Annotated in this window: 17 protein-coding genes and 1 pseudogene; 1 reads left to right on the top strand and 17 read right to left on the bottom strand. The window is 64.5% G+C overall.

The window, feature by feature from the left end:
• Nucleotides 1–447 precede the first annotated feature (447 nt).
• The 6 genes from LAC81_RS06990 to LAC81_RS07015 all read right to left on the bottom strand — a co-directional run bounded on the left by LAC81_RS06990 (nucleotide 448) and on the right by LAC81_RS07015 (nucleotide 8,671).
• Nucleotides 448–891: a hypothetical protein gene (locus tag LAC81_RS06990; RefSeq protein WP_223727230.1), complete on the bottom strand. Its 444-nt coding sequence runs from the start codon at nucleotides 889–891 to the stop codon at nucleotides 448–450.
• Between the two features lie 141 nt (nucleotides 892–1,032).
• Nucleotides 1,033–1,200, bottom strand: coding sequence for a hypothetical protein (locus tag LAC81_RS06995; RefSeq protein ID WP_008125146.1), 168 nt, complete (start codon nucleotides 1,198–1,200; stop codon nucleotides 1,033–1,035).
• Nucleotides 1,201–1,422: 222 nt separating this feature from the next.
• Nucleotides 1,423–2,094 carry a hypothetical protein gene (locus LAC81_RS07000; protein WP_223727231.1) on the bottom strand — a complete coding sequence of 224 codons (672 nt, stop codon included), beginning with the start codon at nucleotides 2,092–2,094 and terminating at the stop codon, nucleotides 1,423–1,425.
• Nucleotides 2,091–3,014, bottom strand: a complete 924-nt coding sequence (locus tag LAC81_RS07005) for a DUF2493 domain-containing protein (protein ID WP_223727232.1) — start codon at nucleotides 3,012–3,014, stop codon at nucleotides 2,091–2,093. Before LAC81_RS07005 ends, LAC81_RS07000 begins: the two co-directional genes overlap by 4 nt.
• Nucleotides 3,015–3,311: 297 nt before the next feature.
• On the bottom strand, nucleotides 3,312–4,349 hold the full coding sequence (locus LAC81_RS07010) for a DUF7146 domain-containing protein (RefSeq protein ID WP_223727233.1): 1,038 nt from the start codon (nucleotides 4,347–4,349) through the stop codon (nucleotides 3,312–3,314).
• A complete protein-coding gene (locus LAC81_RS07015; protein ID WP_223727234.1) occupies nucleotides 4,349–8,671 on the bottom strand; it encodes a strawberry notch family protein in 4,323 nt (1,440 codons plus the stop codon). Before LAC81_RS07015 ends, LAC81_RS07010 begins: the two co-directional genes overlap by 1 nt.
• 326 nt (nucleotides 8,672–8,997) lie before the next feature.
• Here LAC81_RS07015 and LAC81_RS07020 point away from each other — a divergent pair, with 326 nt between their 5' ends.
• A complete protein-coding gene (locus tag LAC81_RS07020) occupies nucleotides 8,998–9,192 on the top strand; it encodes a hypothetical protein (RefSeq protein WP_223727235.1) in 195 nt (64 codons plus the stop codon).
• Between the two features lie 40 nt (nucleotides 9,193–9,232).
• Here LAC81_RS07020 and LAC81_RS07025 read toward each other — a convergent pair whose 3' ends face one another.
• From LAC81_RS07025 to sfsA, 11 genes and pseudogenes are all read right to left on the bottom strand, one after another.
• Entirely contained in the window at nucleotides 9,233–11,347 is a 2,115-nt protein-coding gene (locus tag LAC81_RS07025; protein ID WP_223727236.1) for a ParB/RepB/Spo0J family partition protein, read from the bottom strand.
• Nucleotides 11,348–11,424: 77 nt separating this feature from the next.
• Nucleotides 11,425–11,784, bottom strand: a complete 360-nt coding sequence (locus LAC81_RS07030) for a DUF2958 domain-containing protein (protein ID WP_223727237.1) — start codon at nucleotides 11,782–11,784, stop codon at nucleotides 11,425–11,427.
• Nucleotides 11,781–12,740: an ArdC family protein gene (locus LAC81_RS07035; RefSeq protein ID WP_223727238.1), complete on the bottom strand. Its 960-nt coding sequence runs from the start codon at nucleotides 12,738–12,740 to the stop codon at nucleotides 11,781–11,783. The genes LAC81_RS07030 and LAC81_RS07035 overlap by 4 nt, the downstream gene beginning before the upstream one ends.
• Nucleotides 12,741–12,898: 158 nt before the next feature.
• Nucleotides 12,899–15,874, bottom strand: a complete 2,976-nt coding sequence (locus LAC81_RS07040; RefSeq protein WP_223727239.1) for a TrlF family AAA-like ATPase — start codon at nucleotides 15,872–15,874, stop codon at nucleotides 12,899–12,901.
• A gap of 120 nt (nucleotides 15,875–15,994) precedes the next feature.
• Nucleotides 15,995–17,230 carry an HAD-IA family hydrolase gene (locus LAC81_RS07045; RefSeq protein WP_223727240.1) on the bottom strand — a complete coding sequence of 412 codons (1,236 nt, stop codon included), beginning with the start codon at nucleotides 17,228–17,230 and terminating at the stop codon, nucleotides 15,995–15,997.
• Nucleotides 17,231–17,232: 2 nt separating this feature from the next.
• Nucleotides 17,233–18,288, bottom strand: coding sequence for a DNA-processing protein DprA (locus LAC81_RS07050; protein WP_223727241.1), 1,056 nt, complete (start codon nucleotides 18,286–18,288; stop codon nucleotides 17,233–17,235).
• A gap of 82 nt (nucleotides 18,289–18,370) precedes the next feature.
• Nucleotides 18,371–18,745: an XRE family transcriptional regulator gene (locus LAC81_RS07055; RefSeq protein ID WP_223727242.1), complete on the bottom strand. Its 375-nt coding sequence runs from the start codon at nucleotides 18,743–18,745 to the stop codon at nucleotides 18,371–18,373.
• Nucleotides 18,746–18,955: 210 nt separating this feature from the next.
• Nucleotides 18,956–20,197 (bottom strand): tyrosine-type recombinase/integrase, encoded by a 1,242-nt coding sequence (locus tag LAC81_RS07060; RefSeq protein ID WP_223727243.1) that lies wholly within the window; start codon nucleotides 20,195–20,197, stop codon nucleotides 18,956–18,958.
• A 173-nt stretch (nucleotides 20,198–20,370) separates the two neighbouring features.
• A pseudogene (locus tag LAC81_RS07065) lies at nucleotides 20,371–21,039 on the bottom strand (JAB domain-containing protein); the annotation flags it as partial.
• Nucleotides 21,036–21,875, bottom strand: a complete 840-nt coding sequence (gene map, locus LAC81_RS07070) for a type I methionyl aminopeptidase (RefSeq protein ID WP_223727244.1) — start codon at nucleotides 21,873–21,875, stop codon at nucleotides 21,036–21,038. The pseudogene LAC81_RS07065 and the gene map, both read right to left, overlap by 4 nt.
• Before the next feature lie 31 nt (nucleotides 21,876–21,906).
• Nucleotides 21,907–22,626 (bottom strand): DNA/RNA nuclease SfsA, encoded by a 720-nt coding sequence (sfsA, locus tag LAC81_RS07075; RefSeq protein ID WP_223727245.1) that lies wholly within the window; start codon nucleotides 22,624–22,626, stop codon nucleotides 21,907–21,909.
• Between the last annotated feature and the right edge of the window lie 7 nt (nucleotides 22,627–22,633).

Below are 22,633 nucleotides of genomic sequence, written 5' to 3' on the forward strand. Positions count from 1 at the left end.
TTGTCTCGCGAGGAATGCCGGCTTGAGCCGGCAGGGGAAGAAAGTTTGACGCGGCTGTTGCGTCATAGTCGAGCGAGGCGCAGCCGGCCTTCGGCCAGATCAAGCCGTTGAAGAGGCCGTTTGGAGCGGTCGATGTACGGCCAGGTAACGGAGAAGATGGCGGCCATCCTGCAACGGCAAACCGGCATCACGGCATGCTTACCGAATTCGTCTCCTCCCGCCAGGCCGATCCTGCTGCAGCCTGGCTTCCCACCGCCACCCCGGAGAACGCCGCGCCCGATGTCTGGTGCCCCGCCAAGACACGGCTTTGCTCCCGCAGCGCTCCATCGAGGACCGCCTTTCCGGACCAACGTCGATCCGCGTCGCACACGCCCATTGCTCCGACATGAGACGACGGCAGCGACCATGGCCAGGGTGCCCTGATCCTCCTGACGGCGATGTTGAAGATCAGGCCCGTGCAAGATCGCGATCGGACGGGGGCGATGCCGCCGCCATTCCAGCGACCCGCACGAAGGCGGTGATGCCGACCGCGACCGCGCCGATGACGGAGAAGGTAATTTGCCACGCGTCGGACGGCATAAGGTGCTTCACGATGCCATGGGTGGCATGGAAGCCGGCGATCGCGGCCGGCGCGACGAAGGCTGCGGCTACGATCAGCTTCAACCACAAGGGCCGGACGAAGGTGATGAGCAGATGGCCAGCGGCGAGCGTCACCGCCGCGGCGACTGCGCCAATGAGGATGGCGCCGGGAATGCCGGCGCCCGTGCCGTGAGCCCAGGCGCCCGCGGTGACGCCGACGAACGCCGGCAGCGCGAAGACGGCCAGAGTGAACAGCAGCCAGCAAAGCAGGCCTATCGCTGCGAGGGATGCCAGTATTGCGAGGATGATCATGGTGATGGCCTCCGTATGGGCAAGGTCTGACGGTCGCGCCTTCCACCACCACCACGGCGCGGTTGAAGTATAGCGCAAGGGCGCGCGTGCCGGGAGCGGAAATCGGTGACGATTTCCGCTCCTGCGACCGGAGCGCCCCCGTCAAGGGGCGAAGGGGTCGATCTCATGGACGATGGCGGCGGTGTCGCCGTCATATTCGCTGGCGGGCGTGACCGACAGCGTGCCGTCGCCGGCCTGGAAGATGATGATGGCGGCCATCAGCGTGGTGGCGAGACTGAAGGCGAAGGCGTGGGCGTCGTTGAGGGACATCGATCCGGCTCCTGTTTCGAGCAGAGGACCATCCCCCGCTGACAGGCGCCCGATGTGTTGGACTGAGCGCTGCAATCGCCGCGCAGGCGAAGCCGTAGCGGCGGCATGCTCGCATAGCCGACCCTTCACGGGTTGATGGCGCCAAGCGATCAGTCTGACCAAGGATTAGCGCAAAGAAGCGGGGTGGAGCTCGGCGACGACGAGAGCCGTTCGCGCTCCCGATCAACCAAGGAGAGCCGAACGATGCCCAACGGGAGCGTTGGCGATGAAATCCCTGTAGGCGTAGTTGATGAGGTCGCGAACGAGCTCGAGCAGACCGCCGACAGGCAGACCGTCGAACGGATCGCCATGGGCCATGCCATTGCGACGCTGGCTGAGACTAGGCTTCGACGCGCCGGTGACAAAGCCGATCGCAGTGCCGCCGGTGCGGACGATCATCGGGATGTGTGCGTCGTCGAGGCCGTCGACATCGACCATATGCTTCAGCAGCGCGGCGAAGGAGCGCTTCTTCTTCGCAATCCGGTCGCCATATCGATCCATCAGCGTCAGCTCAAGGGCGATGAGCGCGGCGAGTTCGCCGGCCTTCAGCACGTCGAGATCGATCCAGCCGAGAAGATAGAGCGCCTGCGCGCGCCGGAATTTGAGCTGGACGATGTCGGGTATGCGCGCGTCGATGCCGAGGCCGCCGATGAACTGGCGCCATTCGTCGGGCTCGTTGAACTGGATCATGCCGCCGGGGAGCCCGGGCGATGGCCATGCGATGATCAGGGGCGCGTCACGCGCGGCGAGTTGAATGTGGTCAAGGTCCAGATGCGCCTCCTGTCGGCAAAAACTCAGCGTTTCTGCCGACAATACCAGATCACGGTCAGTCGTTTGAAGTCGTGCGGCGCTCACGCGCCGCCGAACTTCCAGACCGGGATGCCGAGCTTCTTGGCCTTGTCGGCGAGGTTGTCGTTGATGCCCGTGCCCGGGAAGTGCATCACGCCCTTCGGCACGATCTGCAACATTTCGTCGTTGCGCTTGAATGGCGCTGCCCGGCCGTGCTTCGTCCAGTCGGGCGCGAAGCCGATCTGCGGGACGTTGCGGTTCTTCGCCCAGAGCGAGGCGATCTTCTCGGCGCCTTTCGGCGACTTGCCGTGGATCAGCACCATGTCGGGATGCTTCTGGTGGACCTGGTCGAGCTTGGCCCAGATCAGGCGATGATTGTCATAGTCGAGTCCACCGGTGACGACGATCTTTGGGCCTGGCGGCAGGAGCACTTCCTGGTCGGCGCGCTTCTTCGCCATCAGGAAATCGCGGCTGTCGATCATCGCCGAGGTCAGATTGCGATGGTTGACCTTCGATCCATTGCGAGGGAGCCAGGGCTTGCCAATCTGGCGTTCGTAGTGCTCGGCGGCCTGGTCGCGCATCAGCTCGAAGGCGTTCTGCCGCTCGATCAGTGTCATGCCCTCGGCGATCAGGCGCTCCAGCTCGACCGACTTCACTTCGCTGCCGTCCTGGTCGCGCTGTGCCCGCTTCTGGGCCTGCTCGTTGTCGTCCAGTTCCCGGCCGATCCGGTCGGTGGCGCGGTGGAAGACGTTGACGGTCGACCAGAGGAGATCGTCGAGGTCGGGTTCGAGGCGGGTGTCCTCAAGGGTTACGATCAGGGCGTCGAAGATGTCGGCGACGGCGCCCGCGACCTGGTTGCCGTCGGGCAGAAGCCGCTGGTCGGGCTCGTCGGCGAAGGGTCGGTAGCCGTGGAGCTGGAGTTCGTTGAGGACATGGTCGGTTGGTGAGGATTCGTGGCGTGGTTCGTAGTCGTCGTGATCGCGCATGGGATGCTCCGTCAGTTGGACCGCGACCGTCGCGGCCTTCATGGCGACGACGCCCACGGGCCGGACGGCCGGGCACCCGAAGCGCAAGCGCAGGGCTCGATGGCAAAGGCCGGCTATTTTGTCTCGCGATGGAAAGCGGCCTTCAGGCCGCGCCGGAAAATAGTCGGCCGCCGCCATTGCCCGGCTGGTCGGCTTGTGGGCCGATCGCCCTCTCGAAGGCCGTGGCGCGGTCCCCTTCGACGGATTGATGCATCCGCCGACCACGGCGGCGCAACCGCAGGCCCGTTCTCCTGCCGGCTATGCCGCCAACGCCATGAAGTGCGCGACGTCCTGCGGTGCTACTTGCAATCGGGCTTCCATGCGCAGTGCATCCAGACCGAGGGTGCGGAGATCCTCGTTGAAGTCGCTTAAGCTCGGCGAGATGACGATCGCCTCGATCCCGGCCGCGTTGGCCCGTTCGATCAAGCTATCGCGTGCCCCGTCGCCGGCCGGATCGTTGTCGCGGACGATGTAGAGCCGCCGCAGCGTGTCGGGGAACAGGATGGCGGCGAGATGCGCCGCCGAGAGCGCCGCCACCATCGGCATGTCGGGAAGGATCTGGCGGAGCGATAGGACGGTCTCGATGCCTTCGCCGGCTGCCATCACATCGCTTGCCGTGCCGAAGCGCACAGCGTTGCCGAGAAGTTCGCCCATTGCCCGCCTGGGCGTGTCGATCGGCGCCTTGTCGCGGCGGCAGGGATCGAGCCAGGTGCGATGCGCCCCGGTGATCTTGCCGTCGAGGTCGGTGACGGCTGCGATCATCGCCGGCCAGGTCTCGGTCGGCGAATGCTCATCAGGGCGGTAGTAGCAGCGCGGGTGGAAGCGGAGATTTCCGGTTCCACGTAAATCCGTAATGCCGCGTTCGCGTAAATACGCCTGCACGAGCGTGCGGTGGATCGGCTGCGACATGCGAACCAGTCGGCGGGCCGCCTCGGGCGAGCCATGCGGGACCGGACTCTGCCGCTGGTGCTCACGGGCTTCCAGCTCCGGCGGCGGCGTCGAGAGGAAGGTCCGGGCCTCATCGGCGACGTCCTTGAAGTCGACCAGGCCGCAGCTCTCCCGGATGACGTCGAGCAGATCGCCATGTTCGCCGGTCGCTGCGTCGGTCCATTTTCCGGCCCGGCCCCTTGGCGAGTCCTTGAGCCGGACGTACATGGAGCGGCCGGGCGTGTTGCGCACATCGCCGACCACCCAGTAGCCGCCCTCGCGCCGCCCGCTGGAGAGATAGTGCCGGCACGCCGCCTCGGCCTGCCGGCCGAGACTGTGCGCGAGGTCGGAAGCGTCCTGACGTGCCATTACGCGGCCTCCCGCTCGGAGATGCGCGCCACCGGGAAGGTGTCGAGCAGCCTGGCGAGGACGCCCGGTCCGGTGACGTCGACCGGTACGAAGAAGCGGAGCTTCCACGAGATGATCTCGCTGAACAGGCCATAGGCTCGTAGCCGATCCCGCATCGCCTCGGTGAAGCCGGTCAGCTCCAGGCGCTGGACGCTCATGACCCGGGCGCGCCGAAGCTGAAGGCCCTCAGTGAGATCGAGCATCGTCGTGCCGTCCATCAGGGCGGTGAAGGCCTGCTCCGGGGTCAGCGACGCGGCGCCCGTCGTGACGGCGTTCGCCGCCCACGCCGGCGAGACTCGGCGGCCGATGATGCGCTCGCCGGCATCGGTCTGGAGCCGGTAGACGCGGGTCGACTCGTTCGGCAGCCGCTTCCAGATCGGCAGCAGCAGGCCGGCGACAACATGGATCGTGCTGTCGGAGAACTCCGGCACGTCGTTCAGCTCCGCCCACCACGCTGCGGCGAAGGCGGCGCGATCGGCTTCCTCCCAATGGCTCTCGTCCATCATGCGCCGCGGCGCATAGTGCTGTTCCATCGGCCGGATCAGGCAGACGCGGCGCTCGATCTCGCCGTCGTCGAGCATCATCGACGGTGCGGGAACCTGCACGGCGGCGCGCCCGGAGCGGCCATTAACCAGGAGCCGTGCGCTTGGATCGGACAGATGGTCGAGCGCGTCGGCAAGGCTCGTCGGCCGATTGCGCTCCCTGCGGTTGATGGTGAGCAGCCGCGTTTCCGCGCCGGTGCCCGGATGGGTGTGGATCACCTGGCTGGCGGTGACGACGAAGCTCTCGGCCTGCAGCGTCTCAAGGCCGATGTCGTAGACGCCGCTGCGGATCGCGCCGTCGACCTTCGCGGTGAGAAGTTGCTCGAACGCCGTGAACAGCACGCCTTGCAGATCGATGGTGAGCGCCAGCAGCCGGTTGAGGAAGGTGGTGATTGGCGGCAGCTCGTCCGTGATGCCGTTATCGTCCACGAGCTTGAGGCCGGTGGCGGACTCGAAGCGATCGAGCGAGCAGCCATCGACCTTGCCGCGGACGAGCATCAAGTAGAGCTGTCGCAGCGCGTCGCGGGCGTACGGGCTTTCCAGATTGTCCTCGGGACGGAACAGGCCCTGGCCACCGGTCTGGCGCTGCCCGCGCGTGATGGCGCCAAGCGTGTCGAGCCGGCGCGCGATCGTTGAAAGGAAGCGCTTCTCGGCCTTCACGTCGCTGGCGATCGGCCGGAAGAGCGGTGGCTGCGCCTGGTTGGTCCGGTTGGTGCGGCCGAGCCCCTGGATCGCCGCGTCTGCCTTCCAGCCCGGCTCCAGGAGATAGTGGACGCGCAGGCGCTGGTTCCTGGCCGCGAGATCGGCGTGATAGCTGCGACCCGTGCCTCCGGCATCGGAGAAGACGAGGATGCGCTTCTGGTCGTCCATGAAGGCGGCCGCCTCGGCGAGATTGGCCGATGCGGCCCGGTTCTCGACCGCGAGGCGTTCGCCCTTGCGCACGACGCGTCGCGAGCGGCCAGTGACTTCGGCGACGACGTCGGTGCCGAAGCGCTGGACAATCTGGTCGAGGGCGCCTGGAACGGGCTCAAGCGATGCGAGCCGCTCGATCAGTTTGTCACGGCGGGCGACGGCTTCCCGGCTCTCGACCGGCTGGCCGTCCCGGTAGACCGGCCGCGACGAGAGATTGCCCACGCTGTCGGAGAACGGCTCGTAGAGCTGCACCGGGAAGGAATGGGCGAGATAGTCCAGGACGTATTCGCGCGGCGTGATGTCGACGCGGACGTCGTTCCATTCCTCGGTCGGGATCTCTGCCAGGCGCCGTTCCATCAGCGCTTCGCCGGTCGAGACGATCTGGATGACGGCGGTGTGCCCGTCGGCCAGGTCCTGCTCGATCGAGCGGATCAGCGTCGGCGTCTTCATGCTGGTCAGGAGATGCCCGAAGAAGCGCTGCTTCGCGCTCTCGAAGGCCGACCGGGCGGCCGACTTCGCCTGCCGGTTCAGCGTGCCGCTGTCGCCGGTGATATTGGCGGCCTGCATCGCCGCGTCGAGATGATTGTGGATGATGGCGAAGGCGCCGGCATAGGCGTCGTAGATGCGGGTCTGCTCGGGCGTGAGGTGGTGCTCGACCAGCTCGTATTCGACGCCGTCATAGGAGAGCGACCGGGCTGTGTAGAGGCCGAGCGCGCGCAGGTCGCGGGCGAGCACCTCCATGGCCGCGACGCCGCCGTTCTCCACGGCTTCGATGAACTCGGCACGACTGGCGAAAGGAAAATCATCGCCGCCCCAGAGGCCGAGCCGTTGGGCATAGGCAAGATTGTGGACGGTGGTCGCGCCCGTCGCCGAGACGTAGACGACGCGGGCGTTGGGCAGTGCGTGCTGAAGCCGAAGCCCAGCACGGCCTTGCTGCGACGGGGCCACGTCACCCCGTTCTCCCTTGCCGCCGCCGGCGTTCTGCATCGCGTGGGACTCGTCGAAAATGACCACTCCATCAAAGTCGGAGCCCAACCATTCGACGATCTGCTTGACCCGCGAAAGCTTCTCGCCGCGGTCGTCGGACCGTAGCGTGGCATAGGTGGTGAATAGGACGCCTTCGCTCAGCCGGATGGGCGTGCCTTGCGGGAAGCGTGACAGCGGCGTGACGAGCAGGCGCTCCATGCCGAGCGCCGACCAGTCGCGTCGTGCATCCTCCAGCAGCTTATCCGACTTCGAAATCCAGACGGCCTTGCGGCGGCCCTGGAGCCAGTTGTCGAGGATGACACCGGCCGATTGGCGGCCTTTGCCAGCGCCGGTGCCGTCGCCGAGCATGAAGCCCCGGCGAAAACGGGTGGCTTTCGGCGCATCGTCCGGCGCGGCGGTGACGAGGTCGCAGGTCTCGTCCACGGTCCAGGCGCCGGCGAGAAATTCGCCATGGGCCTCGCCGGCATAGATTACCGTCTCGAGCTGGGCGTCGGACAGCAGACCATCGGTGAGGATCGCGGCCGGAAGGGTCGGCCGATAGCTTGGCTTAGGCGGTGCGACTGATGCCATGGCGGCCGATTGCACCAATTTGGTGGGATGGGGCTGCGCGCCCGGGATGCGGATCGACTGAAGCGCATAGGCCTCGTAGATCGAGTCCGACAGGCGGCCACCCTCGGGCGGCGTCCACTCGACCGTTTCGTAGTCCATCGGCACGCCTTCGATCTCAGCGGTGCGCCGGGCGGGCGTGGCGGGTACGGCCCGGGCGAGATAGCCGCGAACGCTGCGCGGCGCGGCTTCGGGCCCGGTCCTCGGGAGCGCGACGGCCATGCGCGGCGGGACGTCCCGCTCGATCCAATCGAGCAGCGTCGCGACATCAGGCGCGACCCCGGGGGATGCGGGGAAACGCGCCGCATCCTCGGCGGGCGCCTTGTCGATGATGGTCAGGCGCGTCTCGACGGTCGTGCCGTGCTTGGCATAGACCGAGCCCGCAATCGCCGCTGTGAACACGACGCGGCAGCGCTCCTGCAGCCGGACGAAGCTGTCCCGCCAGGCCGGGAGCTCGGGCGAGAAATTCGCGCCGGTGATCGCGACCAGACGGCCACCCGGCGCCAGCCGCGCCAGCGCCGAGGCGATGTGGCGATAGGCGGCGTCAGCGACGCGTCCGGACACGTTCGCCATGACCGAGAACGGCGGGTTCATGATGACGACGCTGGGGATGGCGGCCCGATCGAGGTGATCGTCGATCTGGGCGGCGTCGAAGCGCGTAACGGAGAGGGCGGGAAAGAGAGACGCGAGCAGATCGGCGCGGGTCTCGGCCAGTTCGTTGAGGATGAGATCGGAACCGGCGACCTCTGCGAGGACCGCGAGGAGGCCCGTGCCGGCCGAGGGCTCCAGCACCCGGTCGGCGAGCGTGAGCGATGCGGCTGTCAAGGCCGCGAGACCCAGCGGCGTCGGCGTCGAGAACTGCTGGAGGGCCTGGGCCTCCTCGGAGCGGCGCGTGTGCGTCGGCAGCAGCCCGGCGATCTTGCCGAGCGCGGCGAGCCGTGCAGCCGGAGACGCGGCTTTGCGGAAAAGCGGCTTTCCGTATTTGCGCAGGAACAGGACGGTCGCTGCCTCGCAGGCGTCGTAGGCCGTCTTCCAGTCCCAGGCGCCGCTGGCGTCGGAGGCGCCGAAGGCCTGTTCCATGGCCGAGCGCAGTATCGCGGCGTCGATCGCGCGGCCCTGTTCGAGATGAGGAAGGAGATCGCCGGCGGCGGCGAGAATGGCGGCGGCCGGAGGCGCATCGGGCGCAAGCGGAAGCGAGGCCGCCGGAGCGGCTCCGGAGACGGGAGTGTGAAGCATGGAGGATACCTCGAAAGAGCGGAGAACGGACGAGCCGGCCTGGCGCTCTCTCTCGACCGGACGGGCTCAAACCCGTCCCGGCGGACCTCGAACTCTCCGTTCGAAGGCGCTTGAATGTCGCCGCTCGAAGACTAAATTTTCCGATGTCAGGGTCGCTGTGCGCCACGCACGGCAAGAACCGCTTGCGGCTATAGCCGCAATGGCTGAACTGCCCGAACCAACGGGCCGCCGCTGACCTGCCATCGCGATTTTCGCGGGCGGGTCTCGGCTATGCGGTTCACCGATCCCGTTCCTCCTCAGAACCGCGCAATATGACGGAGATAGGAATGGGTAAGGTCCTTACGTTCCCCAAGAAGATGATAGCGCCGGTGACAGTTCGGAACGGCGCGAAGCATCGCATCAGCATCGAGGTGCGCGATGCCGTGCGTCCTCGCCGCACGCGGTGGGCCGTGGCTGCCGGTCGGATTGCCCTTTGGGTCGACGGCGTGCGCGTGCAGTCACAGATCAAACGGCGCGCATAAAAAAAGGGGCCGGAGCGGGTTCTCCGCTCCGGCCCTGCAATCATTCGGCTACGACGAGGTGGGGTTCGGAGTCCTGGTCGTCATCGTCCGCGAGGAAGTCGGGCAGCGCAGCGCCGCCATCCTCGCCTTCGCTCTGGAGCTCCGGCGCAGACGTATCGGTTTCGGAGACCAGGCGCAGCGGCTCCGGCAGCCAACCAGTGTCGGCCAGCAGGCGCTCGGCCTCCTTGGCCATGTCGCCCTTCTTCAGATGGTCGATGAGCTGGGCAGCCTGTTCGCCGGCGCCTTCGCGGACGGCCTGAAGGATGCGGGACTTAGTGACCCGGTTCAGATAATTGCCGAAAGTCGGACGCCAGCCGGCTTCAACCAGGTCGAGCCCGGTCGCTCTTGTCAGCCGGTCGGCTTGCGCGAGCCGCATGTCGAGCGTGTGCTGGGATACGCCGCCGGCGCTGTGCGGATTCGGTCGCTCATAGAGCGCATTCACGCCGTAGCTGACGCAATGCGCCAGGAGAGCCATCCGGCTGGTGTCGTCCATGTTCGCGAGCCAGTCCCACAGGGCGTCGTCATCCTTCGGTATCTCGCCCGCCCAGGCGGCGTGGCGGTCCTGCACAGCGCGCGCGGACGGGCTGTCCTTCAACGCATCGTCCTGGGCCGGGAAGAAGATGTGCTTCACCCCGGCTTCCATGGACCCCGTATACATGCGGGTCATGAAACTGTCCGAAACGAGCTTGTGGAGCAGCGCGGTCATTGCCACGTGCGGATTCTCCGCGACGGCATTGCGCAGCGCGAGCGTGCGATAGGCCGTCAGCTCGATCACGAGGCGCTCCGGCAGCGGCTTGATGACGCCGTCGTCCTCGTCCTCCTCGGGATCAGCAGGCTGGCCGCCGACGGTGATGATCGCCCGCTGCACCACGGGCTCGGCCGAATCGGCGCCGGCTTCCACGCCGGTCTCGTCCTCTTGCTCGATCGGCGCTTCGTCCTCGGCCCGCACGTAACCGCGGTCGATGTCGAGGCTGCCGTCATGGGCGATGCTGATGAACACGCCCGCGCGAGGGATGTCGTCCGTATCGAAGCGCACCGGCCGGATCTCGAAGGCAGCGAGCGCCGTCTCGATCTCGCCGAGGCGCTGATCGACCTCGTCCGGAAGCTCGTCGGCACCTTCATATTCGGCCTCGAGCTTCTGATATTCGGCGTTGAGCGCCTCGATGGTCGCCTGTTCCTCCGCAGAGAGGTCAAGCGGCTCGCGCTGCAGCTCGCGAAGGCCTCGGGTGGCGTCATAGGGGAAGCTGACCGCGACCTCGATCCACTTCCAACCTTCGGCGGCGATCGTCTCGGCCGTGCCTTTGAGCTTCTCGGCGACGAGGCGGTCGAGCAGGGCCGGATCCTGCAGCCAGCCACCATCGTCGGACTGGAAGAGATCGCGCATGATGCTGCCGCCGGCAGCCTCATAGGCCTCGACTCCGACGAAGACCGCGCGCTTGTCGGACGCGCGCACCGTCGTCTCGGTGAGCATGCGCCGGATCTGAAATGGCTCCTTCGACCAGGCGTCCTTGATTGCGTCCCAGACCTGTTCCTGGCGAGCGTGGTCGTTCGACACGGTGAACGCCATCAACTGGTCGAGGGTCATGCCGTCCTCGGCATAAACCTCAAGCAAAGCGGGCGACGCCGCGGCGAGGCGGAGACGCTGCTTGACGACCTGCACGGGGACGAAGAGCGCCGCGGCAATCTCCTCCTCGCTTTTCCCTTTGCTGCGCATGTCGTGAAAGGCGCGAAACTGGTCGAGAGGATGGAGGGGTGCGCGGTCGGTGTTCTCGACCAGCGAGACTTCCTCGGCCAGGATGTCGTCATCACGGTTGCGGACGATGCAGGGGACCGGGGCAACCTTGGCGAGGCGCTTCTGCTTCACCAGGAGTTCGAGGGCGCGGTAGCGTCGGCCGCCGGCGGGCACCTCGAACATACCAGTCTCGTTGCCCTCGCCATCAACGACGGGGAGCACACTCAGGCTCTGAATAAGGCCGCGGCGGGCGATAGAGGTCGCCAGATCCTCGACCGAAATGCCGGCCTTCACGCGCCGGACGTTGGACTGACTGAGGACCAGCTTGTTGAAGGGGATGTCGCGCGAGGACGACAGGACGATCTTTTGAGCTGCAGTAGCCATCGGGGTTTACTCCGCGACGGGCGGCCGAGAGCCTCTCTCTCAACCTCCAACCCGTCACGGAAATCCCGTCCTTCCTCTCACTCTCTTCTTGCAGCGCTGCGAAGCATGCGCTCCGCCTCTCGGATGCTGCCGGTTCGGCGCGCGGTCTTCGCCCATATCGAGATCGGGACAAGTCCTTCGAACAGAATGTCGCGCTCGATGCCGAGCCCGAATGGCAAGCGGACGGCTGTTATCTCGGCGAGGCTGAACGAACCAAGCTCGGGCTCGCCAAGATCAGCCAGGCCATACAGGGTGTCGCCGTCCTCATCCAGCTCGGTGGCGAGCCAGACGCCTTCGCCGAGCGGGTTGAAGAGTTTGACCACGGGGACGGGGTCGGCACAGCGCTCGCGGCCATTGGCGAGCAAGCGCGTGCGCAGCTCGGGGGCGAGGAGGATCATGCCGCCCTCCTGTCGATCGAGGGCTCGCGCTGCAGCTTGGGGGCGTCGACGGGGACGAAGCCGAGTAGCCAATCGGCTGCCTTGCTCGCTTGGCTCGCGGCGCGGACGATGGCGCGATTGTCCTCGCGCAGCACCTCCAGCCAGGAACCGATATAGTCGGCATGCCTGACTGTCGGGACGATCCCCAGCGAGGCACAGCAGAAGGCCGCGTTCATCTCGGCGACCAGCTCCTCGAACGCGTACTTCTTGCTGCCGAAACCGCCGGTCATGTCGCGGCCGAGACGGGACGGATGGCCGGTGGCGTGGCCGAGCTCATGGAGCGCCGTGCGGTGCCAGTTGATCGGCTCGAAATAGGCCTGAGGCGGTGGAACCTGCACATAATCCAGTGCCGGGACATAGAACGCCCGGTTGCCGCCGATGCGGAAGTCGATGCCCGTCGCTCGGATCAAGGCCTCCACCTGCGGCTCGATCAGGCAAGGCGCCGGCGGCGGCGCGACGAGCGCGACTTCCTCGGGCAAATTCTCACACTGTGCCGCGTTGAAGACGGTAAATCGCTTCAGGAACGGAATCGCATGGGCTTCTTGGCCGCTCTCACGGGCCCGCTGTTTCTCGTCGTCCGGCACGAAACGATCAGCATAAACGACGGTGGTGCCGCGCTCGCCTTTGCGGACATTGCCGCCGAGCGCCAGCGCTTGGCGGAATGTCAGCCAGCTCTGGCCGGGGAAGCTGTGCTCGATCACGGCGCCCCAAAGGATCAGCACATTGATCCCTGAATAGTGGCGCCCGGTTGCCGCGTTCCTCGGCATGGCGAGCGGCGCCTTCGCCGCCGCCGTCCCCCAGGGCTGAACCCAGGGAATGCGTCCGGCCTCCAGTTCGGCGATGATCTTGTCGGTGATTTCGTCATAGAGGCTCGTCCGGTTCTGGCCGGCGCGAGTGGTCGCGGTCTTTCTGGACATCGCGGATCTCCGCGACGGGCGGCGGAAGCCTCTCTCCCAGCCCTGAACCCGTCACGGCAAATCCGGCGGGCACTCTCCCTCTAAGGGGGCGTTGCGGGGTCTCCCCGCAGAAGGGGTTGGCCGAGACGACAGGCTCGGTCGCAGGGGAAGTCTTTCCCCTATCGGTCCAATCTGACCCGCAATCTGCGCGCGCGCTCCCGGAAAGCCTCCTCACCACCTTCCAGGATATCGCAGACGGCCTTGCGGATTTCCGCATTTTCCAGGCCGCCAGCCTTGTAGGTGATCGGCGGGAGTCCGCCCGTGGGGTGAGGGCCGGCGTCGGCGACGATGATCTGATCCGCATCGGTGTTGATGACGAGATTGGCGTTGTGCGTGACCATAATTACCTGGCGCTTAGCCTTGGCGGCGATGAACAGGGAGACCAACTCCTCGAACACCGACTTGGGATCCAGGTTCTCCTCGGGCTGGTCGATGATGAGCGGCCGGTCGTCCGCATCGTCCAGCGCCAGGTAGAGCAAAAGAAGCACGATGCCACGCGTGCCCGGCGACAGCTTGCGGATGTCGATCCCGTCATAGACGATCTCGTATCGTACCGAGATATGGTCGGTGTCGAAGAGCCAGTGCGCGAACTGTTTCAGCCAGGCGCGAAACTCGGCTTGCTGGTTCTGGCCGTAGGGAGCATGGCCAATCAGATCGCGCATGTATTGCGCGATGAAGTTCGTCATCGCCGCCTGGACGTCGGCAGCCGAGCCCGTTTCCCAAGCCGGGCGCAAGGTAGCCTCGACCAGCGCGATCAGCGCGCCGCGGCCTTGGAACGGACCGGCCTTACGTCGGTCGAGAAGATCTTCTTCGGCGACCGTTCCCCAGGCGGTGATATCGACCACGCGGCGGACCGAGAAACCGAGCTTGCGCAGCGTGCCGGTCGACGCAGACAGGCGGGCCATCAGTGGCGCGTAGAGATCGGCTAACGCGGTTTGCTTGTTGATGATCGCTTGAAACACCCGGCCGTAAGCCGCGTCGCGCTCGCCCTGAAGCTCCCTACGGCGCGCGGCCGCGCCCTGAGCGTCGGTCAGGCGAGTTTGAAGGGTTTGAAGCGCCGTGTTCTCTTGCCCGATCCGTTGTGAAAGGGCGGCGTACTGCCCGCGTACGATATTGTCGGCGCTGACCAGGGCTTCTAGCCGCGTCATCTCGGCCATCAGGATGTTGAGGGTAAGCTTGGTGAGGTCGGCTGTATCCGGAAAGAGCGAGGTGTTCGGGTCTCCCGCTTGGACCGGCGCACCCGTGAGGGTCGCGATCTGCTGATCGGCCCAGGTCACATAGCCGGCGAGGCTCGTATCGACGGGCCCCTTGTAGATAAGCAGGAATTCGTCCCACTGCTGCGGATCGAGCCCGCTGTGCTGGTGCCGCTCTTTGGCTTGGCGCAGCAACTCGGGCGCCTTGGTGGCGCGCGTGCTCGCCACCTCGTCCTGCAGGGCGAGGAAGGTCCGGCGCTGGTTGCCATAGGCCTGGATCGTGCCGCGCAGCGTCTGAACGGCTTGGCCGAGCTGGGTGTGTCGGGCGGCCTGCGCCTCGGTGCCCTTGACGACAAGCTTGGCCAGATCCTCGTTGTAGCTCTTGATCTGACCGGCCTTCTGCGTGACCTGCAGCGATAGGATGGCGACCGAGGCTTCCTTTTCGATCTCCGTGGCGATGCGATCAGATATGTCGGCGATCGCATCGGCCTCCCGTTCACGGGCCTGCTGGAATCGGGCGGTGCGGAAATCGCGCAGTTCTGCGAAATCGATCGCGCCCTCGCGATCGTCCTGGGGATGAGCCTCGAAGATCACGCGCTCGATTTCGGCGATGAGGCCGTCAGAGACTCCGGCGGAGGAGCACAGCTCCTCGACGAACTGCTGTGACAGATAGCGCGCACGGGGAAAAGCCAGGTGGCCATTGGCGTCTCGGCCATCTAGGAAACGTGTAACCGAGGCCCCGCCGCCCCAGGTTAGCGTCGCTGCCGCGTTTCCGAGGAGCTTGCGGGCACGCACGAGGAACGACGGGCTGATGTTTTCGCTCGCGTTCCAGGCTGCGGGCGAGATCGCGTCGCAGCCCGCGGCGATCACATCGGCGAGCGCGGTCTTACCGGAGCCGCGCGCGCCGATGATGGCGACGAGGCCGGGATTGAGCGGAATTGCTGGTGTGGCGGCCCAATTGGCGTCGCCGATCGCAACGTGCGAGATGACCTGCGAGGGCATTGCCGTGCGTGGGGGTTCGGTGCCGACATAGGCGCGGCCCTCGGGGTCGATGCAGGCCTGACGCAGAGCGTCGAATTCGAGGCCACCCTTGATCCACGAGAAGCGCTCTTCGACTGGCTGCCCGACGGTCTTCTGATCGTGGGCGTCGCTGCCGTGAAGGCAAGGCTTGCAGCCGTCATAGCGCTCCTTGAGTTGGTCGAGCGTCACGCCCCGACGTCCCGACCAGAATTCGCGTTGCGCCGGGCTGCTCGAGAAGATGATGTGCGCGAACTTTTCGATTTCCTGGCGCATGGTTGCGTCGGCGGCCTGGCGCAGGCCCGACGTCCCGTCGCCAGCGGCGCCAGCGACAGCGACGAGGATGTTGGCCTTCGCCCAATCGCTCTCACGCATGACCCGGCGGAGCTGATCGAAGTTGACCTTGAACTGGGTGGCACCATGGGCGAGCGCCGCACGATCATCGATGATGCTGGTGTCGGCCTTTTTGCCGAGGGAGATTAGGTCGGCGCGGGTGCAATTGAAGGTGTCGCCGTGGGCCTGGAACTGCAGGCGCTGAAGAATGCGGTGCAACTCAGCGACGTGGTTCGGGTCCTCGGGACTGACGAGGAGGTGAACGTTGACGAAGCCGGTCTTGGCGGCTACGTCCAGGCGCAATTCCACGTTCGGGAATATGAGCTGTACATCGGGCAGGCGTCCCGCCGCCTTTTGTTTGAGGACTTCCTCGTAGGTGTCGGTGAGGTAATAGTCCGTGACCGCGATCGCCTCGATCTTCGGCGTCACAGTCTCAAGCGAGGTGAGATAGTTTTCCCAGGGGCTACCGCCGCCGAACTGATTGTTCAGCACGGTTCCGGGGGCATGGATATGCGGTTCCCAGCGACGCCATTCAGATCCACGGCCGATCATGTTTCCCCCTTAGTTCAATGCCGGTCGTCGTCCGTCCTGCTGGCCGTTCCTCCGATCGTTGGCATTCGGTTTGTTTTGTAGCTTGGGCCTCGCGAAGCGATCAATTCGCTTCCCGAGGCACTAGAAGTCTTCGGTATTCTGGCAGTGGTTAGGATAACCCGAGCAGCCCCAAAATTTGACATTTGTCGTGTGGTTCTGGCGGATCTTCATCGAGCGGCCGCAGGCCGGGCAGACCTTGCGCGCAAAAACGCGTTGGTCTTTTGCCAGCGTCATGATCCTGACTTCGCCAGCGCCGCTGGCGGCAAGTGTCCGCACGCATTCCCCGGTGGTTTCGCCGGTCGTGTAGACATCGTCGATCAGCAGGACCTTGTTGTTGTTCCATCTGAAGTTGGATTGGAAAGCTCCTTTGATCGCTTCAGAGCGCTCGAGGGGGTTCATTTGTTTGTAACCCTCGATCTCCTTGACGACGCGCAGGCCTTTCAGCTCGAGTTCGATGTCCTCGTCGAAATGCTCCGCCGCCTCGTTGAGGAGTAATTCGAAGCGATTGCGCTGTTGAGAAGGCTTCATGGGGACGGGCACAACATAGTCCGGCGCCCAGTCGAGGTTCGCAATGGCCTTGCCAACGGCTTCGCCGAGAACCTTGGCATGGGTGTCGTCGTTCTTCAGCGACAGCACGGCGGCGCTCAAGGCGCTGGTCGCGTGGCGCGGATCTGAGGCAGTGAAGTAGCGGCCGAGCGCATAGACGGTCGGGTCGTCGTCGCAATGCAAGATCGAGCCCCAATGGCTGTGAAACGGCCATCCGCTGGTCAACGCTTCGCCGATAAATCCACGGCCGCCGAGGCGTTCGCGCCTGAGCAAGGTGGATGCTTTTGCCATGAAAATGTCGGGGGCGCTGGACGATAGCTCGAATATCGAGGCGGGCCCCCAGCGAACCGCGACGGAAGTCACGCCGGCATGGTAGGCGGCTTCGACGTCACCGACATCGTCGCCGATGTAGAGCGTCTCTCCGCTGGCGGCCACACCGAGGCGTCGCAGCGCTTCCAGGATGGGCTCGGGGTCGGGCTTGTGGTTCTCGGTATCGCCGTAGCTGACCAGCACGTCGTAGGGGATGCGAAACTGCTGGAGGACGGATGTCGCGTACCATTCGGGCGATGACGTGACGATGCCAACCGTTTGCCCGTCCGCTTTGAGAAGACCGGGAAGCTCATGGGGCGCAGCGCGGCCCTGCGCGGCGAACGGCCGGATCAGATTCATGTTCTGCCGGACATTGTCCCACATCTGGAAGCGACGTTGCTGGGCGAGCGCGGAACTGTCGACAAGCGTCATGTCGAGGTCGAAAAGAAAGACGTTCGGCATGATTAGAGCATCGACATCTGCGTGGGCGAGGAGGGCTGAACAGGCGCGGCCTCGCCTCTGCCGGCAGCCAAGCGGGTTTCCAGCAGGTCAAGCATGGAGGTGTAATCCTCCTTGCTGGCGAGTGGCACAGCCACGGGGCCGTTGCGATACCGTTCGAACAGGATTCGCCGATAGTCGCCCTCAGCACGCGCTGCGTCGGCGAAGCGGGGTGCCGAAAACTGCGTCATCGCGAGGATGCCCTGGCTCTTTGGTTCTGCGGCATGGCGGCCCTGCGGCACTGGCGCAAACAGCAGGCGGTTCTGCTGGATCGTGAAGCGCACTGTGTGCATCGAGCCGCCCTTGATGTCGGTTTGCATCACGAAGGTCGCGATCGAAAGGCCGCTCTGCAGGCGATCGCGTTGGACGAGATTGCGCGGCGACGGCGGTACGCCGAAAGCCTGCTCGCTGACCAGAGCGCCATCCTTTTCAAGAATTTCGTCGGCGAGTTTGCTATTCTGCTTCGGATAGATGCCGTCGAGACCGCCCGCCATGACGGCGACAGTTCGTCCCCCGTGGCGTAGCGCAGCTTGGTGGCTCAGCGTATCGACGCCTATCGCAAGGCCGCTGACGATCGTCCAGTTTGCGCGGACGAGGGCTTCGACGATCTTGTCACTGACGATCTCGCCGAACTCGGAAGGCTCGCGTGTGCCGATACAGGCGACGCTTCGGCGGGGCGGCAGCTTGCCCTTTACGAAAAGGATCGGCGGTCGGTCGGAGAGGGATCGCAACGCTTCGGGATAGTCGGCGTCGAATATGGAAAGGACGCGGACGCCACGGCGGTCGGCCTCTTCGAGCACGCGTTGCGCCTTTTCACCTGCGTTAAGGACAGCGGTTGGCTCGTGAAGGCACTCAGCGACTGCGGCAGAGACAACAGAGCGAAGCTTCGCCGGCTCAGCGTCTACGATAGCATCAAGAAGTGAGAAGCGCTCGGCCAGGCGTTCAGCCGTAGCCGGGCCGATGCCGCGCAAAGAGGTGAGCGTGAGAATGCCGGCTGCGGTCCGTGTCGCGGTACCAATCATGAATTCAACGCCTTTCCAAAATAGCGGCCGGTTTTCGGCGTTCGGTAGAAAGCAGACTTGTCAAAGGAACGTCGTGAAAGGGTCATCTCGCACCTCCGACCTTGAAGGGAGCGTCGTGGAGAGCAGGCCTCTTGGAGATCTGGGGCGCGACTTCTCCTAGCGCGTGGATACGTACGGCCGGTCGTTTCGGCAGCCGGACGGTCAATTCAAGCTCGCCGCCGACGGCTTCGACATAGCTGCGAAGCGTCGAAATGTGCATGTCCGCTTGCTTCTCGATCTTGGAAACGGATGGCTGCTTGATGTTTAGCGCGGCTGCAATATCGGCCTGCCCCTTGCCGGCGATCTGGCGAAGCGCTCGCAACCCCTCGACGTCCTGAGGGGATTCCCTATCGAGAGAGCCCGAACCGCTGGGATTCGCTTCGGGCGGGTATGTGACGTCGTCCAGACTACGCGCCATTCGATTGACTCCGTGCTTCGGGAACCGCCTTTACGAGAACAAGGCGCGCAAGGAGGCGGAATTTCGTCCGCTTAGACTGGATAGCGCAGCTCTAAGCCTTCCACCATCCGCCTCATTGAGCATGATTCTAGTCTTCAACATAGCCTTGAGGCTATGTGGCGTCAAGAAATGCCATGGAGGTTGTCCAGCGGGACCAAGGTTTTACTTGCCTCATGCGGCCATCTTCGTGCGCTTCCTGGCGAGCATGGCGCGGACGAACTTGTCCCATTTCGCCATGCCAGCGCGCTTCTCGGCCATGTAGTTCCAGCGATCGTAGTGTTTCGAGCTTACGTCCTGAAGCGCGTGGTTCTGCAAGCGGTCCCGGATTTCCTTGGAAACACCAGCCTTGCCGGCGAGTGTCTTGAACGTGCGCCTGAGGTCGCGGTTCGTCGCGTAAGGGATTACGCCGCGATCTCGTTGACGCCATACGAAGCTGTAGAGCGTACCGTGGCTGACGGGCTTCGACGGGTCTTTGGCCGAAGGGAAGAACCATCCCCATTCGTTCGGCTTGATTGACTCGATCAGTTCGGCAGCCAGCAAGGGGACTGGGACGGCGTGGGGCTGGTCATTCTTGGTCTTGGACCAGTCGATGACCCGCTCCCCGAAGTCCCATTGATCGATATGGAGGCGCGCAATCTCCTCGACGCGCTGACCGGTCAGCATGATGAGTTGCACGGCGCGCGGATAAGAGGGGTGGACCGGCGTGTCGGGGCATTCGAGCCAGCGATAGAGCTGCACGAACTCATCTTCGTCGAGCCAGCGAGTGCCCTTGACCTTGGGTTCGGTCGGGATGCCCGTTGCGGGATTGAAGGGGAGGCGGAAGCGACGAGCTGATTGCTGCCGATAATCGTTGTCGGATTTCATGCCCCAGCTAAAGGCAGCATGAAGGTATGAGCGCACATGGTCGGCCATTGACTTGGCGCCACGCTCGTAGATCGGGCGGATCAGCTCGATGATTTCCTCGGCCTCGATCTCGCGGGCGAGGCGGTTGCGCCCGAGCGTATCGGCGATTTTGTTTAGGCCCTTTTCAGTTTCCTTCCAGGACGGCTTGCCAGCTTCCTTAAGCGCCGCGACGTACCCCTCGAACAAATCGGCGACTGTGCCGGGGCGGGTATCGGTGGCGATCTTGATGCTTCGACCCTTCTGGATGACGTCGGCGAAGTCGCGCTTGTAGATTTCGCGGGCTTGGGCGAGCGACATTGAGGGGTAGGCGCCAATCTTTTTCTTGGTGCGTTTGCCATCGCGCCATTGCTGCGCCATCCAGTCGGCGGTGACCCGCTTTGGCATAGGCTTAAGAACGAGGACAAGGCGGCCGGTGCCGCGTCCTTCGCCATCGGCGAGGTTTTCCTGCTTTTGACTCACTTCGACCCGCTTGAGTGCATGTCGGATCGCGGTGTCGGTTAGGGCTGGCATAGCGTTTCCTCCTTTCCGGAACTGGGATCGGTCGAGGAGAAGCAGGGATCGCTAGCTGGGAGCGTAAGGCCGTTTTCTACCCCTTTTACAGCTCCCAATTTGCCAAAACCGCCCCCAGTACGCAATGCAAAAAAATCAGCGATTTTCCTAGTGTTTCAATGCGCTTGAGCGTGATCCAACGTGATCGAACTGGGGGTAGTGGGGTGGTTGTGGACGAGGATGATCGCGGTGGCCGAGAGTTCCAGCGCCCGCTTGACCACTTCGCGCGGATAGACAGGCGTGTGGTCGATGGTACCCTGTTGCTGGACCTCGTCGGCGATCAGCGTGTTGCGCTTGTCGAGAAACAGGATGCGGAACTGCTCCTTGGTCTCGTAGGCCATCGCCGCGTGGCAATAGTCGATAACGGCGCTCCAGGACGAGAGAAGCTGCTTCTGGCGAAGTTCGCTCTTCAGGGTGCGATGGCCGATCGTGGAAATCAGCTTGAGGTCGAGAGCGACAGCCTCGCCGATGCCGCTCACTTCCTGCAGCAGCGCAATCGGTGCGCCGAAGACGCCGGCGAGCGTGCCGAAACGGGCGACCAGGGCCTTGGCGATCGGCTTGGTATCCTTGCGCGGGATCAGCCGAAACAAAAGCAATTCCAGGATTTCATAGTCGGCAAGCGCCGCGTCGCCCTGTTCCCGGTAACGCGTCCGCAGACGGTCGCGATGGCCATGGTAGTGCGCCTCGGGTTCCGGCGCCTTCTTCGTCGCCGGTTTCCCGTCCAGTTGCAATTGCGGAAAAAACGTCCTCTCGTCCGCCGATGGCGCCAAATCGCCGTCAGGGGAGACAGGACGCTTCTTCATGCGGCGCCGAGTGTGTTGACGCCGGGCTTGAAGAGGCCAGCTGGCGACAGTGTGAAAATCTCGCATCCATCGGCGGTCACGCCGACCGTGTGCTCGTACTGCGCCGACAGCGACCGGTCGCGGGTCACGGCGGTCCAACCGTCTGAGAGTACCTTCACATGCGGCCGGCCGAGATTGATCATCGGCTCGATGGTGAAGATCATTCCCTCGCGCAGTTCGGGGCCCTCATTGGCGCGGCCGTAATGCAGGATGTTCGGGGCGTCGTGGAAGAGCTTGCCGACGCCGTGGCCGCAAAAATCGCGGACCACCGAGCAGCGTTCCGCTTCGGCATAGGTCTGGATCGCCTCGCCGATGGCGCCGGTACGCGCGCCCGGTCGAACGGCGGCAATGCCGCGCATCAGGCTCTCATGGGTGACATCGAGCAGCCGTTCGGCCGCGCGCTTGATCTCGCCGACCGGATACATGCGGCTCGAATCGCCGTGCCAGCCATCGACGACATAGGTGACGTCGATGTTGACGATGTCGCCTTCGCGCAGCGGCTTGTCGTTCGGAATTCCGTGACAGACGACGTGGTTGATCGAGGTGCAGGACGACTTCGTGTAGCCGCGGTAATTCAGCGTTGCGGGCAGGGCGCCATTGTCCATGCCGAATTCGAACACGAAGCGGTCGATCTCGTCGGTCGTGACGCCGGGCTGAACGCGCGAAACGAGTTCGTCGAGGCAGCGCGCCGTCACCTGGCAGGCCTTGCGCATGCCTTCAAAACCTTCCGGTCCGTAGAGCCGGATAACGCCGGTGTTTTTATAGGGGGCGGACCCTGCCTCGATGTAAGTCACCATTCCAAAGCTTTCATTTGTTCCAAGTCGGATTTCATAGAGCAGCGAGGGCGCCTTCGTCCACTGCCATCAATCCGGTCGGACGGATTTGCGTTGGCGAAACCTGACATTTGACGGCATAGGCTTCGATCCCGCGGGAGATGGCGCGGTCGAATGCCTGCGCATAGACGGGATCGAAGTCGCGGCAGATTCTCAGGCGGTCGCAGTCGTCACGTTGCACCAGATAGATCATGATGGCGCGATGACCGGCCTCGACCATGTCGCCGAGTTCGTCGAGGTGTTTTGCGCCACGAGCCGTGGGGCTATCGGGGAATTCTGCGAGATTGGCCGTGCGACTGAAGTGTACGTTCTTCACCTCGACATAGGCAAGGCCGCGTTCGGGGTCGCTGAGCAGGATGTCGATCCGCGAGTTCCGGCCATACTTCTGTTCCCGCGCGAAACCTGGGTATGTGTGCAGATCGGAAACGAGCCCCAACCGGATGGCCTCTTCCGCAAGCCGGTTCGGCAGGCCGGTATTGATTCCTACCAGCGTTCCATCGGCTTCGACGATTTCGAGCATGTGGCGGTACTTCCGCGTCGGACTGTCGTGTTCCGACATCCAGATGCGCGATCCCGGTGTGGTCAGTCCGCGCATCGAACCGGTATTCGGGCAGGATCCGGTCAACGCCGCGCCATCGGGCTGGATCGCATCGAAGAGAAAGCGCTTGTAGCGCTGCACCAGGGTTGCCTGTGCGAGCGGTGGATCGAAGATCAAGATTGTT

It is taken from the genome of Ensifer adhaerens (genome assembly GCF_020035535.1).
Lineage (GTDB): Bacteria > Pseudomonadota > Alphaproteobacteria > Rhizobiales > Rhizobiaceae > Ensifer.